The 16808-nt window shown below is 44.0% G+C and carries 17 protein-coding genes; 14 read left to right on the top strand and 3 right to left on the bottom strand.

Going from position 1 to position 16808, the window contains the following annotated elements; genetic code table 11:
• The 5 genes from ABY044_RS09250 to ABY044_RS09230 form a co-directional block, all read left to right on the top strand.
• On the top strand, positions 1-337 hold a 337-nt coding region (locus ABY044_RS09250), incomplete at its 5' end, for a hypothetical protein (RefSeq protein WP_373020114.1).
• 154 nt (positions 338-491) lie between these two features.
• Complete coding sequence (locus ABY044_RS09245) at positions 492-1106, top strand: hypothetical protein (protein WP_373020113.1); 615 nt, start codon at positions 492-494, stop codon at positions 1104-1106.
• 201 nt (positions 1107-1307) lie between these two features.
• On the top strand, positions 1308-1940 hold the full coding sequence (gene parA / locus ABY044_RS09240) for a ParA family partition ATPase (protein WP_373020112.1): 633 nt from the start codon (positions 1308-1310) through the stop codon (positions 1938-1940).
• Positions 1937-2122, top strand: coding sequence for a hypothetical protein (locus tag ABY044_RS09235; RefSeq protein ID WP_373020110.1), 186 nt, complete (start codon positions 1937-1939; stop codon positions 2120-2122). Before parA ends, ABY044_RS09235 begins: the two co-directional genes overlap by 4 nt.
• A 174-nt stretch (positions 2123-2296) precedes the next feature.
• On the top strand, positions 2297-2596 hold the full coding sequence (locus ABY044_RS09230; protein ID WP_373020108.1) for a hypothetical protein: 300 nt from the start codon (positions 2297-2299) through the stop codon (positions 2594-2596).
• 98 nt (positions 2597-2694) lie between these two features.
• On the opposite strand, the gene ABY044_RS09225 is transcribed toward ABY044_RS09230, so the two are convergent.
• Positions 2695-3867, bottom strand: coding sequence for a DEAD/DEAH box helicase (locus tag ABY044_RS09225; protein ID WP_373020107.1), 1173 nt, complete (start codon positions 3865-3867; stop codon positions 2695-2697).
• A 305-nt stretch (positions 3868-4172) separates the two neighbouring features.
• On the opposite strand from ABY044_RS09225, the gene ABY044_RS09220 reads away from it, so the two are divergent.
• The 8 genes from ABY044_RS09220 to ABY044_RS09185 all read left to right on the top strand — a co-directional run bounded on the left by ABY044_RS09220 (position 4173) and on the right by ABY044_RS09185 (position 12388).
• A complete protein-coding gene (locus tag ABY044_RS09220; protein WP_373020105.1) occupies positions 4173-4634 on the top strand; it encodes a nucleoside deaminase in 462 nt (153 codons plus the stop codon).
• Positions 4594-6552, top strand: coding sequence for an ABC transporter substrate-binding protein (locus ABY044_RS09215; RefSeq protein ID WP_373020103.1), 1959 nt, complete (start codon positions 4594-4596; stop codon positions 6550-6552). Before ABY044_RS09220 ends, ABY044_RS09215 begins: the two co-directional genes overlap by 41 nt.
• A 126-nt stretch (positions 6553-6678) precedes the next feature.
• Positions 6679-7332 (top strand): oxygen-insensitive NAD(P)H nitroreductase, encoded by a 654-nt coding sequence (nfsB, locus tag ABY044_RS09210; protein WP_373020101.1) that lies wholly within the window; start codon positions 6679-6681, stop codon positions 7330-7332.
• 137 nt (positions 7333-7469) lie between these two features.
• Complete coding sequence (locus tag ABY044_RS09205; RefSeq protein ID WP_373020099.1) at positions 7470-8156, top strand: dUTP diphosphatase; 687 nt, start codon at positions 7470-7472, stop codon at positions 8154-8156.
• 110 nt (positions 8157-8266) lie between these two features.
• Complete coding sequence (locus tag ABY044_RS09200; RefSeq protein ID WP_373020098.1) at positions 8267-9367, top strand: PQQ-dependent sugar dehydrogenase; 1101 nt, start codon at positions 8267-8269, stop codon at positions 9365-9367.
• 235 nt (positions 9368-9602) lie between these two features.
• Positions 9603-10505: a GGDEF domain-containing protein gene (locus ABY044_RS09195; RefSeq protein WP_373020097.1), complete on the top strand. Its 903-nt coding sequence runs from the start codon at positions 9603-9605 to the stop codon at positions 10503-10505.
• Between the two features lie 166 nt (positions 10506-10671).
• The gene (locus tag ABY044_RS09190; RefSeq protein ID WP_373020095.1) at positions 10672-11673 is read left to right on the top strand and encodes a diguanylate cyclase; all 1002 of its coding nucleotides are present in this window, start codon (positions 10672-10674) and stop codon (positions 11671-11673) included.
• Positions 11674-11842: 169 nt separating this feature from the next.
• A complete protein-coding gene (locus ABY044_RS09185; RefSeq protein WP_373020093.1) occupies positions 11843-12388 on the top strand; it encodes a DUF924 family protein in 546 nt (181 codons plus the stop codon).
• A 298-nt stretch (positions 12389-12686) separates the two neighbouring features.
• Here the strand turns inward: ABY044_RS09185 and ABY044_RS09180 are convergent, their stop codons facing one another.
• Complete coding sequence (locus ABY044_RS09180; protein WP_373020091.1) at positions 12687-13112, bottom strand: MAPEG family protein; 426 nt, start codon at positions 13110-13112, stop codon at positions 12687-12689.
• A gap of 98 nt (positions 13113-13210) precedes the next feature.
• On the opposite strand from ABY044_RS09180, the gene ABY044_RS09175 reads away from it, so the two are divergent.
• Positions 13211-13786 (top strand): TetR/AcrR family transcriptional regulator, encoded by a 576-nt coding sequence (locus tag ABY044_RS09175; protein WP_373020089.1) that lies wholly within the window; start codon positions 13211-13213, stop codon positions 13784-13786.
• Between the two features lie 108 nt (positions 13787-13894).
• On the opposite strand, the gene ABY044_RS09170 is transcribed toward ABY044_RS09175, so the two are convergent.
• Positions 13895-16432 (bottom strand): methyl-accepting chemotaxis protein, encoded by a 2538-nt coding sequence (locus tag ABY044_RS09170; RefSeq protein WP_373020088.1) that lies wholly within the window; start codon positions 16430-16432, stop codon positions 13895-13897.
• Positions 16433-16808: the final 376 nt, after the last annotated feature.

Below are 16808 nucleotides of genomic sequence, written 5' to 3'. Positions count from 1 at the left end.
GGTACTTTACGTTTTTTTAAGTCAAAAGCCTGTTCCCCGCTTACTTGGTCAGAGCAATATTCTTTATATTGGCCAAACAAAAGGTAGTTTTAAAGCGAGACGGTTTAAAGAAGCAAAGCTCCATGCAACCTCAAAAGCCAATAGTCAGAAGTATGCGGCAATAATTGACAACTATGGTCCAATTACTATCGGGGTCTGTGACTATAGAAAATATGGCAAGACACTTAAAGAGGCTGAAGGTCTACTTCTATGGTGGTATTTTCAGAACCATTTTGAATACCCTCCTATAAATTATACGCAGACCAAGAATCGAAACGACGTAGTAGAGATCAAATAAGATTTTTTTCCAAAAGAGAAGGGTATTTTGGTTACTTGGCGTTTTGCTTACTCGTATGACTAACATGAATAATTAGTATTTGAGAATGATGAAATATACTAAATTCAAGTGAGTTTAAGCTCTTGAGATCTCGTTTAAAATTGAAGTTAAGTTTATGAAAGAATTAGAATTTGGTATTGATAAAGATTGGATTAAACAACATTGGTGGTTAATAACCGTAATCTCTACACTTTATGTGTATTCTGTTGGATTTTTATCAACGTTAATATTTTATGAAGCATTTAACATATCCGCATCCTCTTATTTTGACTTAAGTGACTATTTTCGATTTTTGTTGGGGGATGTTGAACTTTTCGGATTTCCATTTTTTATCATTTTAATAGTTGTAGCCATAGCAATTTTTCGTAAGGCTGAGAAAAAAGTTGCTGAGGCAAGTCAAAGAAATTATATAACTTCACACCTGAGGCTATTAGTCACAGTTACCATCATCGTACTGTCATTTGTATTCCCTACATACTATGCATTGAATCAAGCAGATTTAATAAAACATGGAGCGTATGTAGAGGTTGATATTAAGTTAAAAGATAAGGAATTAAAATCAGTTGCTGTGATAGGTGGTACGAACAATTTTTTGTTTATATATGATTCTTCGTCGAATAAAGCAAAGGCTGTAAATATGAGTCAAGTTATTGATATATATTTCAAAGGTCCAAGTGAACCATTGCTTGAACTTATCCAAAAGAGAGAAATGGCTTATAAGAGAGAGTGATTTATCATTCAAACCTACCTAACCTAGACTGATATTAAATCGTAGCTTTTAGCTTCATCCCATTTTTAAATTCATAGGCTCTTTCCCCATTTTCGCTGCCGAACGATTCGAAATTCAACTGGAAGAACTCCTTTAAACCTCTCTGAATCTGCAATACTTAAATCTTTTAAACTCTTGGATTTTTAATAGTTTGGAAGGTTGATGTCTGCACGTATTTTTTCTATTGCTAACCAAAAGGGCGGAACGGGTAAAACGACTCTGAGCATGAATTTTGCCGCGGGGTTGGCGCAACGGGGTCGGGCGTTGTTGATCGATGCGGATCCACAGGGTTCTGCCAGTCATTGGAGCAGATCGTCTTCGGATGACAAGCCGTTTCCGGTTTCGGTGATTTCGGTAGGCGGGCAGTTGTCACGCGAAGTGGGGCGTTTTGCCGATGATTACGATTTTATTGTGATCGACTGTCCACCCACGCTTGAAACCGGGGTGATGCAGTCCGCTTTGAGTGTGTCTGAATCGGTGTTGATTCCCGTTTTACCGTCTCCTGTGGATTTATGGGCGAGTATCCGAATTACGGATGCGATTGAGCACGCCAGAATCCGTAATCGATCTCTCAAACCTTATATTGTGGTGAATCAGTTGGAGCCAAGGAGTGCTTTATCTACCGCCATGAAAGAGGCATTGGACGAATTTGATATTCCCGCTTTGCAAGGCGGCGTTCGTCGCCGTGCAATCTACCGTAATGCGGCCATTGAAGGGCTGAGCGTTTATTGCATAGGCAAGCGCGGAGAAACAGCGGCACAAGAAATAGATGAAATCATCGAGGAGGTTTTATGACAACCGCAAAACCAAGAAGCACCACCGGTTCAAAGCTGGCCAATAGCGTACGCCGCGCAAAGGCTACGCCAGCAGACAAAACTGCATCGGAAGTTAAGTCTGCAACCAAACCTGCTTCGACTGTGGTTTCCGAATCGAAAACAATCACCGCCATGCCATCCAATCGCGTCTGGCCTGATTAGTGGTTTTCACGAGTTTCAATGCGAGGGTTGTTAAAGGGTATAGGCTCTGGCAACCCTCTAATGTATTGATAACTCCTATGGGTTGCATAGGCATTTCCACTTGAATCTCTCTCAGATTTCTCCGCAAATAACCGATAATAAATCCCGTTAAATTATGTATTGCGGGAGATGACTGTGATCGAAACTTATGACGAATTACACAAACTGGTTACGTCTGAAATAGAAAAGTATGTGCAAGAGAATGGACAGGCCTCGATTAAGTTCGAGGTTGAAGACAACGGTTCCTGCGTAATGCAGAACAATAGCAACGGCAATAAGTTCAAGTTCATGCTGGCGCGTTTCGGCGACGAATATAAAGTTGGGTTTGCTATGTTTGAAGGCTACCAGCCTCAGCCGGTTTGGATTGACGACGTGCTGAGTTCCAGCTTTGACGAGAACTTTATGAATACCTTGATAACCGAGCATCTAGTCTAAATCGACACGGCCGGATTTAACGGGTTTACGTTGAAATTAGAGAGTCTCGGAGAGTGAAATAAGCCTGCCTAAGATGCAGGCTTTTTTATGCCGGTATGTTATCGATGGTGGTAGTTCAGAATTGAAATAGGTACTGCTTTTCTGACCGGGAAGCCTTCGATTTCCCGGCGTTCGATGATATGACCTAGCAGGCTTTCGATGGCGCATAGGTTTTTAAAGTCGTCTTTGGAGACAAAAGAGATGGCTTCGCCCGTTTTGCCTGCACGGCCTGTACGGCCGATTCGATGGATATAATCCTCGGCAGGATAAGGCAGGTCGTAATTGACCACTCGGCTTAGGTTATTAATGTCTAGACCACGCGCGGCAATGCCTGTTGCGACTAAGAATTGTAATTTGCCCGTTTTGAATTCATTCCAGACCTTTTCACGAGAGGCTTGACTTCGACCGGCGTGAATCGAGTCGGCGATAATGCCGCGCTTTCCGAGCTGTTCCACCAACTTGGCGGCGGAGTGTTTTTTCTCGACAAAAATCAGTGCCTGATCCCACTCTTGTTCCTTGATCAAATGACTCAAAAGTGAGGACTTGGTGTCTTTATCGACGGTAATCAACCACTGTTCGATTTTAGGCGTGGTTTTCTTTTTAGGTGAAACGGATATTTCAGCGGCATCGTCGTAGACGGTATCGGCCAGGTAGCGGACATCGTCCGTCAGGGTGGCGGAAAACAGCAAACTTTGACGGTCTCCCGGCAGGCGATCGATGATTTTATTGATGTCGTCTATAAAGCCCATATCCAACATTCTGTCGGCTTCATCCAATATCAAAAATTCAAGGTCATCAAAGAATAGGGCGCGCTGGTAGGCCAAATCCAACAATCTTCCCGGCGTGGCGACCAGAATGTCGACGCCTTGAGACAGACGTTGCTTTTGCGCTTCCATATCCACACCGCCATAGACCGCCAGCGAGCTGATATTCAGGTACTTTGCATATTCGACGATATTGGCTTCCACCTGCACTGCCAGTTCACGCGTCGGAGCCAGAATCAGTGCGCGAACAGATCGGCCGCGTAGTTCGTCATAGTCTTTGATTTTTTCCAGCAGGGGCAAAACAAAACTGGCGGTTTTTCCCGTTCCCGTCTGCGCCGCAGCCATTAAATCCTTGCCCGATAAAATGATAGGTATGGCTTGTTTCTGAATCTCCGTCGGGGTTTTATAGCCCAGCTCGGAAACGGCTTTTAAAATAGGATCGCTTAATCCAAGTTTAGAAAATGACATGTAAAACCTCGGGTCGGGAACAATCAACGTGCGGCATACGCAAATTGAGGGAAATCATGGGAGAGAATGTTAGGCCAGATTATAAAGCAACTTCACTTGTCGCCCGTATTTTTTGTGGTTTGAGATGTTAAGAGTCTAAGTAAGGTTCTGGTTTTATGCGTCCTTTTGGGGGGCGAAAAACCGTTTTGTACAACCTTATTTTTAGTGTTACAAATTTGATTATCTAAGTGCTTTGTGTCTTAATATAGGCTTATTTACTTAATCGTTTCTTATAAATTTGTAATTTCTGGATAGTGAATCAATTCATGGATTTTTCTTCTTTACTTGAGCCGGCGTTGGAACAGGCTAAGATCGGCTTTGATGAAGGAGGTGTTCCGGTCGGGGCCGCTTTATTCGACGTTGACGGCACTTTGTTAAGTGTAGGGCGAAACCGCCGTGTTCAGGAAGACGATCCGTCGATTCACGGTGAGACCGATGCGTTTCGTAAAGCCGGCCGTCAAAAAAACTACCGTAATAAAATTCTTGTAACCACGCTTGCGCCTTGCTGGTACTGCTCCGGCTTGATTCGTCAATTTAATATCGGCACGGTTGTGATCGGTGAATCGACTAATTTTTCCGGCCATTTGGACTGGTTGCGCGAAGCAGGAGTCAAGGTGATTGAACTGAATGATTCGCGTTGTATTGATTTAATGGCTCGCTTTATTGAACTGCGGCCGGATATTTGGAATGAAGATATTGGCGAGTGTGACTGTGACGCGTCTCTTTAAGCTGACCCTTCCCCTGATACTGATTGGCTGGGGGGCAGCTGCTTGGGTTTTGGCCTCTCCAGCAGGGTTAACCCCGGTAAAATTACAGTTGAAATGGCATCACCAATTCCAGTTCGCCGGTTATTACGCAGCGCTGGAAAAAGGCTATTACCGAGACGCCGGTCTGAATGTCACGTTGCTTGAAGCGGGCGTGGGCAAAGATTCGATTCAAGCGGTACTGAATGATGAGGCCGAATTTGGCGTGGGTACCAGTGAAGTGTTGCTGAATTATTACTTGGGCGAACCCGTGGTAGTGTTGGCGGCGATCATGCAACACTCTCCTTTGGCTTTAGCGACGTTGAAATCTTCCGGCATCTCCAATATTCATCAGCTGGCAACTCAGAAGATGATGATCGAACCGAATTCGGCCGAACTGTTTGCATACCTTAGAAATGAAGGCATTGACTTCGATCGACTCAAGTTGGTTGAGCATACCCATCACACTCAAGACCTGATCGACGGTAAAGTCAAAGCGATGTCGATCTACACTACGGACGAGACCTTTGATTTTGATAGTAAAGGCATTGATTATCAACTTTTCCGCCCGATAGCGAGCAGCATCGATTTTTACGGCGATAATCTGTTTACCACGCAGGATATGATTGATCGTAATCCTGAGTTGGTTGAAGCTTTTCGCAAAGCCTCTATTGAGGGATGGAAATATGCGATGCAGCATCCTGAAGAAATCATCGATCTGATTTTGTCTAAGTATTCCCAGCGTAAGACCCGCGAGCATCTTCGTTATGAAGCTGAAAAAATGCGAGATGTTATGGAGCCGGATCTGGTTGAAATCGGTTATTTCAATCCCGGGCGCTGGCAGCACATTGCCTATACTTACAATCAATTGGGTGTGTTACCCGAAAAGTTTGATGTCGATGGCATGCTCTATCAACCGAATAATGACCGTGCCTATCAAGAATTGAAACTGCGGTTTTATTGGGCGATTGGAATTTTATTGGTGGTGATGTTGCTGGCGGGCATTTTTTATCGCCAATATCACTTGGCTAATATTCGTAGAAAACAGTATGAATCTTTGTTTTTAAATGCGCCGGTCAGTTTGATGGAAATCGACCAAAAAGGGGTCATATATAACTGGAATCTCGAAGCGGAGAATACCTTTCAATACAGCGCTAAAGAAGCGATTAAGCAGAGTGCTTACGATTTGATCCTTCCTAAAGAAGAGATTGCTTCAATTGAAAAGTTGATCGCGTCGACTTGGCAAAACGGCGTCATTACCCATTTTGAAAACCAAAATATCCGTAAAGACGGCCAAGCGCTACTCTGTAAATGGTCCAATATGCCGTTTGAAAGCGAATATGAAAATCAACAACGCGTGATCTGTATGGCTAGGGATATCACGACAGAAAAAGCGTTGGAAGAAAGGCTTTACCATGCAGCGCATTACGACGATCTGACCGGTTTGCCGAATCGCGCTTTGGTTTTGAGCTTGTTGAAAGACGCGATGGCCGATGCCAAACGGCATGAAACACAATTGGCGATTCTGTTTATCGACTTGAATAAGTTTAAAGACATTAACGATACTTGCGGACATTTGGTCGGAGATGAAGTTCTTAGAGTGAGTGCGGTAAGAATCCAACAGGCATTAAGGCAAAACGATTTAGTCGGACGTTTGTCGGGAGACGAGTTTTTGGCGGTAATCAAAGACTTAAAGAATAATGATCATGTGCAAGCGGTTATCGACAAGATTTATCAGACTCTCGAACCGGAAATTGTTTTTGAGGACTTGGTGCTGAATGTTTCAGCCAGTATTGGTGTCAGCTTGTATCCGCAAGATGCAAAAGAGGTTCAGGAGTTGATTCGAATTGCCGATCAATCCATGTATAAGGTTAAGGGCAACTGTAACCAGGCAGGTGGTTGAATGGCGGAGTTGGCACCGGATTCGGATTAATTTTTTTCGATTTTTGGTTAAACCATATTCTAGAAGCACCGCAACTCCTCTATCATACCCTTTTACTATAAAACCGATATGAGATAGGAGTTCTTGATGAATTTAGTAGAGATTGCCCAAAACCGTTACGCGACTAAAAAGTTCGACAGCAGCAAACGCATTCCCGACGATGTATTTGCACAGATTAAGGCGTTGTTGCGTTTGAGTCCTTCCAGTGTGAATTCACAGCCTTGGCATTTCATCATTGCGGATAACCCGGAAGCTAAAAAACGCCTGACCAAAGGAACGCAAGGCGCATATAACGCTAACGAAGCCAAAGTATTGGATGCTTCTCACGTCATTCTATTCTGCGTTAAAACCGATATGAGTGACGATTATCTAGAACACCTGATTGATAACGAAGACAAGGACGGCCGTTTCCCTCAGCCGGAAAGCAAGGAACTGACGAAAAAAGTTCGTGGCTTTTTTGCCGATCTGCATAGAAAAGAGCATAACGACACTCAAAGCTGGATGGAAAATCAAGTTTATCTGAATATGGGTACGATCTTGTTGGGTGCTGGTGTATTGGGCGTTGACGCCGTTCCGATCGAAGGGATAGATAAAGATGTGTTGAACGACGAGTTCGGTTTGATTGAGAAAGGTCTTTCCGCCGTGGCACTAGTGGCTTTAGGCTATCGTGACGAGGACGACTTTAACGCCAAGTTGCCTAAATCCCGTTTGCCGGAAGAAGAGGTTATTACCGTTCTGTAAATCGGTTGTAGAGACGGTAAAGTCTATCAGTAGACGTAAAATTAGAACCCGTTTAGCCGTTTGGTTAAGCGGGTTTTTTATTGCGCGTGTGCTATCATTCTGTTTGGTTTTTGATGATAAAAGAAATGAGGATACCTATGAACATTCAAGACTCGATCAATGAAATGCTTTCTATGCAAAACGCACTCAACGAAGCGACCAATGGAACCGATTGGCGTTCCGGCGTGACGCTGTTGGGTAAGGAAATTGATTGGCGTCGTTGTATCGTGATGGAATCCGCAGAGTTGATTGACAGTTATCCGTGGAAGCATTGGAAGAGTGTGGATGCTCAAACGGACATGGAAAATGTACGTGTCGAACTGGTGGATATCTGGCACTTCCTTTTAAGTCTTGCGCTGGAGCATTTTGAGCAGGAACAGGCGGCGGAGTTGTTGAGCAAGGCTTTGATGGACAGTGGAGAACCTGAATTTCAACTGGATAAGCTGACTGTGATCGAGCAGGTTCGTATCCATGAAATGATGATGTCCATCGCTTTGCAGAGAGAGACCGTTTCGGGCGAGTATTTGTCGGCGTTGGCGGAAGCGTTTTTTAATTCCTGCAAAGTGGCCGAACTGGATTTCGAGCAGCTTTATCAAATCTATATGGCGAAGAACGTCCTGAATAAATTCAGACAAGATCACGGCTATAAAGAGGGCACCTACATTAAAGAATGGAACGGTAAGGAAGACAATGTGGTGATGTTTGAAATCATCGCACGAATGCCGAGCTTTTCCGGTGACGAACTCTATATCAGCCTGAAAGAGACTTACACTGCGTTGAATTAACCTTGTTGTGACTTTCCAATTCGACGTATCACTTGCTCTTTATTATTTACGTTCTTGTTAGTTTTCAAAATGTTAGGATGATAAAGAGCCTCTTATTAAAGGAGTGAGTCATGCGTTTCGTTCAGTCTTTTCTTTTACTTTTCATTTTCTTAACTCAGCCTGTATTCGCCAGCAAGCAGCCGTTCAATATCGAGAAACTCGCCGGAAATCTGGGCGTGGTTTGGGGCATGGATTTTGTCGATGCCGACAGGATCATTTTCACGCAGAGAGAAGGCAGGGTCGGCCTGTTGGATTTGTCCAACAACCGGGTGACTTGGATTTCCGGCGTGCCGGAAGTGCATGCGGAAGGTCAGGGCGGTTTGTTGGATGTGGCGATTCCTCCGAACTATGCCGAAACGGGCTGGATTTACTTCACTTACAGCAAGCCGGATTTGCTTCAAGCACAGACCACTTTGGCGAGAGCCAAACTTCAAAAAACCTCACTGATCGATTGGCAGGATCTGCTGGTCAGCGATTCCGCCAGTTTCAGGAATATTCATTTCGGCAGTCGCATTGCGTTCGACGGCAAAGGCCATGTGTTTTTTTCGATTGGAGATCGCGGCGAGCGTTCAAACGCCCAGAATTTAACTAATCACGCCGGATCGGTCATTCGTTTGAATATGGATGGCAGTGTGCCGAAAGACAATCCGTTTGTGGGCAATTCAAAAGCACGTGATGAAATCTGGAGTTACGGTCATCGCAATCCGCAAGGTCTGTATTACGATCAGAAAACCGACCGGCTTTGGGAGATTGAACACGGTCCGCAAGGCGGTGACGAAATCAACCTTATCCAGAAAGGCAAGAACTACGGCTGGCCGATTGTTTCCCAGGGTAAGGAATACTTTTCCAGCACTGACGTGGGTGTGAAGCATAAGCAGGGTATGGAAGAACCGGTTAAGGTTTACATTCCCTCCATCGCCCCCTGCGACTTGATGGTGTATCACGGTCGGGAATTCCCGGACTGGGAGAGTAATCTTTTAACCGGTGCCTTGAAGCTTCAGCATCTTAACCGAATCACTTTGAACGGCCAGCTTCTGGCGATCGGTGAACACCGGTATTTGCAAGACCTGCACCAACGCATTCGCAGCTTGGCCGTTGATGTTACCGGACGGATTTATGTGGGAACCGATTCGGGAAATATCTATAGATTGACTAGCCCAAGTAGGCACTGAAATTGATTGTTTACTACCCAAAAGAGGGTAAAGGCAAAAGAACAAATTGATAATGAATGTAAACAATTCGTGTTATTATTGCTTTTGTAATTAGTTGATTTAACCGTTGACCATGCTTTAATTGTTAGCGGTAACTGATTGATAGTAATTGAATTTTTATTTTGGTTGGTCGGGCGTGATCAAACGTTTTGACACCATTTTTAAATTCCGCAAATCAATTTCAAAGAAAGTATCCATGATTACTCTTGAGCAGATGCCTGCGGTTCTAAATGCCTTGCCCGATCCGGCTTTTGTATTTTCAAAAAGCGGTAAATACGTGGCCGTTTTCGGTGGCCGCGATAACCGCTATTACCATGACGGAAGCGGTTTGGTCGGATTGTATATTGCCGATTTGATCGAAGCGGAAAAAGCGAATTGGTTTATCGGAAAAATTGAAGAGGCTTTGCAATCCAAAAAATTGTTAATAGAGGAGTACGAACTCAGTAACAAGGATGTGAAGGGGTTGCCGGATGAAGGACCGCAAGAACCACTTTGGTTTGAGGGACGTATTCAGGCGTTGGATTTTCTAGTCGACGACGAGGAAGTCGTTTTATGGGTGGCGAGCAATATTTCCGAACGTCACAAGCTGGAGGTTAAACTTCGCGAGTTGAGCGACACCGATCAGCTAACTAGCGTCTATAACAGGAGAAGGCTGGATCATGAACTCTCACTGCATTTCGAAGCCTTTTCAAGGCACTTAATCCCGACTTCTGTTTTGATGTTTGATCTGGATAACCTGAAACAGATCAATGATCGATTCGGCCACCATGTCGGAGACGAAGCCATCCGTACGATTGCCAGCATTTGCCAGTTCCTGTTGAGAAAAACCGATCTTATATGCCGTTATGGCGGAGACGAGTTCATCATCGTTCTGCCCGGTACCGATTTGGAACAAGCTGTTCAATTCTCCGATAGGCTGGTGGAGAATTTCAAACAGGGACTTCAACGCTTTTGTGTTGATGACACCCTTGTCACTGCCAGTATCGGAGTTACTGCCTTCAAACCTACTGACAAAAATAGCAAAGATACTTTGCAGCGTGTGGACAGCGCGTTGTATGCGGCCAAGAAAAACGGTAAGAACCAAGTCGTAATTGTCTGATCCGTATGCCTTCTGTATTTCCCCTGGATGGGTTTTCATTTGCGTTAATCCATGAATAACGAAATGTCTCTTTTCATATGCAAGATGTGAGTAAGACATAACGCAAATTTTTAAATGAAATCTTAATGTTAACAATGATTGACATACGTATTCTGTCTAATTTAGGATGTGCGGTAATCATTCTAAAACCCTTGGGGCAGTACCGATGTATAGAGTTGAAAAGTCAGAGCTGATTGCAACATTACAACAATTGGATCAGGCGATTCATAATCATGATCTGTGGCTCAAGGAGGTCAACCGTACCGTTATCTGCCAACTTCCCTATAATGAGTGCGACGTAGCAAAGGATGCACATCGTCATTGTCTTTTTGGCCAGTGGTATTACGACGAAAGCAATCGACCTGAAGCACTTAACAGTCATCCTGCGTTCGTGGCGATTGAAGTCGCACACCGCCGAATGCATGAGGTTGGAGCACAGTTACTGATCGCTATGGAAGACGAGGGTGAAAACTGTACCAAAAATTTTGATAGTTTCTCGCACTCCCTCGACATGCTTCATTTGGAAATATTCTCACTCAAGAAAGATCTGGAAGAGCAACTCTATAACCGAGATGCATTGACGGGGGCCGAGAACCGCATCAGTATGCTTACCAGGTTGCGTGAGTTGCATGAATTCGTTAAACGTGATGTTCAGAAATGTAGCATCGTACTTATGGATCTGGATCATTTTAAGAGGGTCAATGACATTTATGGTCATCCTGCCGGCGATCAGGTGCTTGTCGCTTGGGTACATTACATTAAGCAGAACCTGAGAACTTATGACAGTGTGTATCGTTATGGAGGTGAGGAATTCCTGATTTCCTTTCCTAATACGACTCTGCAGTATGTTCAGGATATAGTCCAACGCATACGCAACGGATTCACTAAGGTTGCAATCGGCGAGGACGAATCAATAGAGATTACGGTCACCGCCTCGTTTGGGATTACCGCGCTGGACCCGAATGTCAGTATTGAGGAAACAATTAACCGCGTTGACACCGCATTGTACGCAGCTAAAGCAGCGGGGCGTAATCAAGCGTGTGTTTGGGATGACTCAATGCCGCTTGTTCGGGACGGCGGCGGGAGTGTGGTAATCAAGACGCAATCGACGAAGAGAACGGTACGTTAATAATTTCCGACAGCCCCATAGGTCTTTAAGAATACATGCTAAAACCGAGTCAATCGTACTCGGTTTTTTTATACCCGGTTTTTATAATAAAAATCGGGATTAATTTCACGTTAGGCCGGGTTTTCGAGTAAGTTTAATTCCATGCCTGAATATTTTGAGATAAATGTAAATGACGACTGCCACTGAGATTATCGATTATTGGTATACACCCCCGATGCCCAAACACTGGTTTCGTTCCACGCCCGGGATTGATGCGCAGATTCGTGCTCGTTATGAATCGTTGTGGGAAAAGGCGGCAAACGGTGAATTGGACGATTGGAAACAGACTGCGGAGGGCTGTTTGGCATTGTGTATTGTTTTAGATCAATTTCCGTTGAATATGTTTAGAGGCGAAGCGAAAAGTTTTGCCACGGAAGAGAAGGCGGTGGCGGTGAGCAAGTATTCGGTCGCCAACGGACTGGATCTTCAATTGTCTGCCGAGCGCCGCGCTTTCTTGTATATGCCTTTGATGCACAGTGAAAATCTGGACGACCAGGAAGAATCGGTACGCCTGTTCGGGGCGTCTGAATTAGAGGGTAATTTACGGTTTGCCCGTCATCATCGTGAACTTATTCGCAGGTTCGGACGTTTCCCTCACCGGAACGCAATTTTGGGGCGGGAAAATACGGTGGATGAAAAGGAATACTTATCATCAACTGAAGCGTTTACCGGTTAGTTAAAAATGAAGAACCCTATGACTTAAAGGGCTTTCTAGGTGTTTTGTTTTTCTTTTTATATCAACTGTTTATTAAGTTCTAATAAAAATTATTTTGATTGGTAATCTGGTGGGGAAATCATTAATCTATATATCAAGACTTAGTGGTGTTCGTACCGACCCTAGGTTGCTAGAGCTTACATTCTAATCAGAAAGCCTCCGGTTTCTAAGGAGCAAGAATCCGAACAGGCCTATCTGTTTTCCTCCATGATTAACCCGCATTCCGCGGGTTTTTTCTTTTATGCTTCATTGAACTTTTTTACGGTGAAGTGATCAGGTTCCATCCGAAATAAATCCAAGCTAGCAGCAGCAATACTGCGCCACTGACGAAAGCCCGCATTCGCCATACCAGTCGGTTGATCGTGAGATGAATCGCGGTGTGAATTACGCGGCTGAATACGAATACCCACGCCAACACCAGTTGAACCATATCGACCCGTTGGGTTACGTAAAGTGCGACTACCAGTAGATAAAACAAAACTGGAAGTTCAAACAGGTTCAGGTAGTGTTGTTCTGTTTTAACCATGTATTCAGGTGCTTTTCCACCTTTATTAAGAAGAAAGTGGCGTGGGTTTAAACTGTCTTGTTTTACAGCTTTAAAGCGGAGTCTCAGTAATAAAAAACCGACGAAAAAAGTCAGTATCACTATTGCCAGAAGCGGGTACAGAATCATCTCTTTAGTCATGTTACATCCTTTGTTGAATTGGAATTTATTTGCCTATTCATGCTAGATGGGATCACAATATGTTCAAGATAATATTTTAGAGAGGGGAGACAGACATTATGGCTTGGCCGGCTGAAAAACGATTGCAAACGCGCCGGAGAATTCTGGAGAGTGCCGCTCAACTGTTTACCAGTAAAGGGTTTGATCAGGTTTCTATTGGTGACGTGATGGAAAATGCAGGTCTGACCCACGGCGGTTTTTATGCTCACTTTGATTCCAAAGAGGCGCTGTACGCAGAAGCGATCCAGACCGCTTCTCGTATGAGTGTTGCCTATAAAATGCCCGATAATTCGGAAAGTGATTTAGCGCTCTTGTCCCATCTGGTAGAGGCTTATCTCGATATGGATCACCTTAAACCGGAGCACCCGTCGTGCCCGCTGGCATTTCTAGCGACTGACGTTGCCAACAAGAACGATTGCGTAAGAGACAGTTACACCAAGGTCTATAAAAGGTTTGTGCTTTATATGGATAAATTGATGTCCAACCCTTCCTACAGCGATCAGGCATTGGTATTGTCGGCATTGATGGTGGGCGGTGTCGCACTGGCCGGATCTTTATCCGATGAGAAAACGGCGGAACGTTTGTTGAAGGCGTGCCGGGAAACCGGGTTAAAAATGATTTTTACTGATGTATGAACATTTGAAGTGGCTGCGTTGAGAAGAATAAAAAAAGCAGGGTCACTTAAATTAACCCTGCTTTTTTATTTTTTAGAATGCGATCCTACAATGTTAGTGCCTGGGCGTTCAATGATGATCGATCTTGAAGAAATTCATGCTGGAACGAAGTTGGTTGGCTTCACTGTTTAGGCTTCCAGCAGCAGAAGTAGTCTGTTCGACTAGTCCTGCATTTTCTTGGGTCATACGTTCAATATTTGAAATGGCCTGATTGACTTGATTAATCCCTTCATTCTGTTCGTTTGAAGCATAAGAGATTTCTTCTGCCATTTGGACAACATGTTCAATGGATGTCGCTATATCGCTTAACATTTCGCCGGATTCGTCGACGAGATTGGTTCCGTTATGGATACGATTAACGCTATCGTCAATTAAGGTTTTAATGTCTTTTGCTGCATCGGCGGACTTACCTGCCAATGCGCGTACTTCTGAGGCAACTACGGCAAAGCCGCGACCGTGCTCGCCGGCGCGTGCCGCTTCAACCGCAGCATTTAAGGCCAATAAATTAGTCTGGAAAGCAATTGAATCGATCAGAGTAACAATGTCTGCTATTTGATCGCTTGATTCTCGGATTGACTGCATAGCGCCAACCGTATTCTGCATAACTTGAACACCGTTGTTGGCTTTATGTTGAACGTCGATGGTTAAGTCGGCGACTTTTCTGGCGTTTTGGCTGTTGGCTTGAACGGCTGTCGTCATCTGGTTCATATTCGACGTTGTTTTTTCTAAGGCTATGGCTTGTTGCTGTACGCGTGATGATAGGTCTGCCGCTCCTTGAGAGACTTGGTTGGAAGCGTCGTTTACAATCGATGCCGCATTAACCGCTTGCGTGACGATCTCGTTGAGTTTCGTAGCTGAGCTGTTAATTGCCTGTTGTAGGTCTTTAAGTTGTCCGCGTAGTTCTGCATCAAGGGTTTTGGTTAAATCCCCGTTTGATTGATCAATGACTAGTTTAGTGATGCCATCCATGGCGATAGAAAGACGTTCCATCGATTCGTTAACACACATTTTCATCGACAGCATATCACCGCGGGCTTCCGCATTAACTCGCGCACTAAAGTCGCCGTCGTTCATGCGTAACATGACTTGATTAATGTCGGAAATAATCGAATCAATACTGCTTAAAGCCGTTTCCACTAAGTTTCGGAATGCTTGGGGAACTTTCGTGTCCATGCGTACGTCGAATTTACCGTTATTCAAACCGCGCATGACTTTTTCAAGTTCACCCATCATAAATGATACGGATTCGGCAGAACCGTTAACACCGAGCTTTAGAGTGTTTAGATCGCCAGCAAATTGACCGTTCATACGTTGGGTAAAGTCAGCATTGGCGATGGCGCCAACCACTTTATTGGCCTCGGTAATGGATTGGTCGATGCTTTGCAGTAACGAATTGAATTCTGCAGCAACCAAGTTGGCTTCCGTAACGCCATTTATTGGAGCACGTTGCGATAAGCTGCCTGTGGAAACGATTTGTTTCATGGTTGCGGATAGCTTACTTAAGGATTTTAATGAATTTTTAAGTACAAAATAACTGATGATAAACGTGAATAGGCCGGCAATGAATAGCAAGGCAATAGAATAATATTCCACTGTCATCAGGGCGTTTTCAAGTCCGGATTTCGTTTTTTCAAACTCGGCGGTAAATTCGGCTGGATGAACGACCGAAGAAAGAATCCAGCCGAAATTTGGCACACTGATAAAGGCTGCAAGATTATCGGTTGAACTACCTTTGTCTTTGTAGTGCAAGAAAGTGGCATGATCGGGATTGGCTTGTTTCAGCTGTTCTTGTATGAAGTTGACACCGTTCGCATCCTGCTCTTGCTTGAGGTTTTTACCTTCTAAAGAGGGGTGGACAACGGCATCGCCTTTGCCGTTTACGGCAAATAAATAACCGGTTTTACCGATCGTGATCGATTTCAATTGCTCGGCGATATTTTCAAATTCTTTACTGGCGTCGTAACCGACGAACAAGATTGCGACCGTTTGTCCGTTTCTAACGATCGGCTCATAGTACGTCATATACTTTTTGCCGAATAAAGTAGCTAAACCGGTATAGGTTTTTCCATCCTTCAACATTTGATAAGCGGGGTGAGTGCGGCTTAAGCTAGTACCAAACGCACGGCTGCCATCTTCTTTTTTAAGCGAGGTGGTAATACGAACAAAATCTTCCCCGTCACGTGCGAAAACCGTAGCGACACTGCCTCCAGACATTTTGGTGAATTCGTCGACAACCCTAAAGTTTTTGTTTAACGCTTCGCCGTTGAAGCTAATCAAAGGCAGCATTTTACCTGCCGTTTCAATTTGTTCCCCGGTAAATTCGAAATTCTCCAGAGGCATCATGTATTCGATGAGATGGTAAATCAATTTTACATTCAGTATCAGGCCGTCGTAAGTTGCATTGGTTATGCGGGCACTGTAGATCAGTTGTCGATTGAGATCTTCTTCTAAGTTTTTTTCGGTAAGTTGATTGATGTCGCCGGACATCTTTGAGACCAAACTATTGAAGGCGCCATTGGTATAAAGAGTATTCAATATCACGAGCAATAATAATAAAGTCGCCATGATTGAGAGCACTCTGGAAAACAAGCTTTTAAATATAAACATAATGATCACACCATTGTGATTGGAAAACTTAATACAGGGTCAAGTCTGAATCGATCTTAAGAATATGGGCAAATTTAAGTGCATCGGATTCTGTACATTATGGTCGTTATAAACGACCAACCCCTCGATTCATTACTTAGTTGGTAGAGTATAATACCATTAAGTTAGTAATGTTACCTATTAAATTAAGAGGGATTTAAAATTGGATGAAAAGGATTGATTGTTGTCTTCGTCAATTTGAATAAAAAAGGAGAGTGAAATTAAGGGCTCTAAAAGGTAAATAATGTATTGGAATATGGGAAGTAGACTAAAAGTTACCTTAAGGTCTGAATGAACGGAAGTAATGAATAAATAAAAGAGTAGGTGATTTTTTGAA

The organism is Thiomicrorhabdus sp., assembly GCF_041583835.1.
Taxonomy (GTDB): domain Bacteria; phylum Pseudomonadota; class Gammaproteobacteria; order Thiomicrospirales; family Thiomicrospiraceae; genus Thiomicrorhabdus.
This window is presented reverse-complemented; position numbering and strand designations above follow the sequence as displayed.

Bases quoted from the DNA above. Each gene is read 5' to 3' on its own strand.
- ABY044_RS09245 (WP_373020113.1), top strand. From the start codon at position 492: ATGAAAGAATTAGAATTTGGTATTGATAAAGATTGGATTAAACAACAT.
- parA (WP_373020112.1), top strand. From the start codon at position 1,308: ATGTCTGCACGTATTTTTTCTATTGCTAACCAAAAGGGCGGAACGGGT.
- ABY044_RS09235 (WP_373020110.1), top strand. From the start codon at position 1,937: ATGACAACCGCAAAACCAAGAAGCACCACCGGTTCAAAGCTGGCCAAT.
- ABY044_RS09225 (WP_373020107.1), bottom strand. From the start codon at position 3,867: ATGTCATTTTCTAAACTTGGATTAAGCGATCCTATTTTAAAAGCCGTT.
- ABY044_RS09220 (WP_373020105.1), top strand. From the start codon at position 4,173: ATGGATTTTTCTTCTTTACTTGAGCCGGCGTTGGAACAGGCTAAGATC.
- ABY044_RS09215 (WP_373020103.1), top strand. From the start codon at position 4,594: ATGAAGATATTGGCGAGTGTGACTGTGACGCGTCTCTTTAAGCTGACC.
- nfsB (WP_373020101.1), top strand. From the start codon at position 6,679: ATGAATTTAGTAGAGATTGCCCAAAACCGTTACGCGACTAAAAAGTTC.
- ABY044_RS09205 (WP_373020099.1), top strand. From the start codon at position 7,470: ATGAACATTCAAGACTCGATCAATGAAATGCTTTCTATGCAAAACGCA.
- ABY044_RS09200 (WP_373020098.1), top strand. From the start codon at position 8,267: ATGCGTTTCGTTCAGTCTTTTCTTTTACTTTTCATTTTCTTAACTCAG.
- ABY044_RS09195 (WP_373020097.1), top strand. From the start codon at position 9,603: ATGATTACTCTTGAGCAGATGCCTGCGGTTCTAAATGCCTTGCCCGAT.
- ABY044_RS09190 (WP_373020095.1), top strand. From the start codon at position 10,672: ATGTGCGGTAATCATTCTAAAACCCTTGGGGCAGTACCGATGTATAGA.
- ABY044_RS09185 (WP_373020093.1), top strand. From the start codon at position 11,843: ATGACGACTGCCACTGAGATTATCGATTATTGGTATACACCCCCGATG.
- ABY044_RS09180 (WP_373020091.1), bottom strand. From the start codon at position 13,112: ATGACTAAAGAGATGATTCTGTACCCGCTTCTGGCAATAGTGATACTG.
- ABY044_RS09175 (WP_373020089.1), top strand. From the start codon at position 13,211: ATGGCTTGGCCGGCTGAAAAACGATTGCAAACGCGCCGGAGAATTCTG.
- ABY044_RS09170 (WP_373020088.1), bottom strand. From the start codon at position 16,432: ATGTTTATATTTAAAAGCTTGTTTTCCAGAGTGCTCTCAATCATGGCG.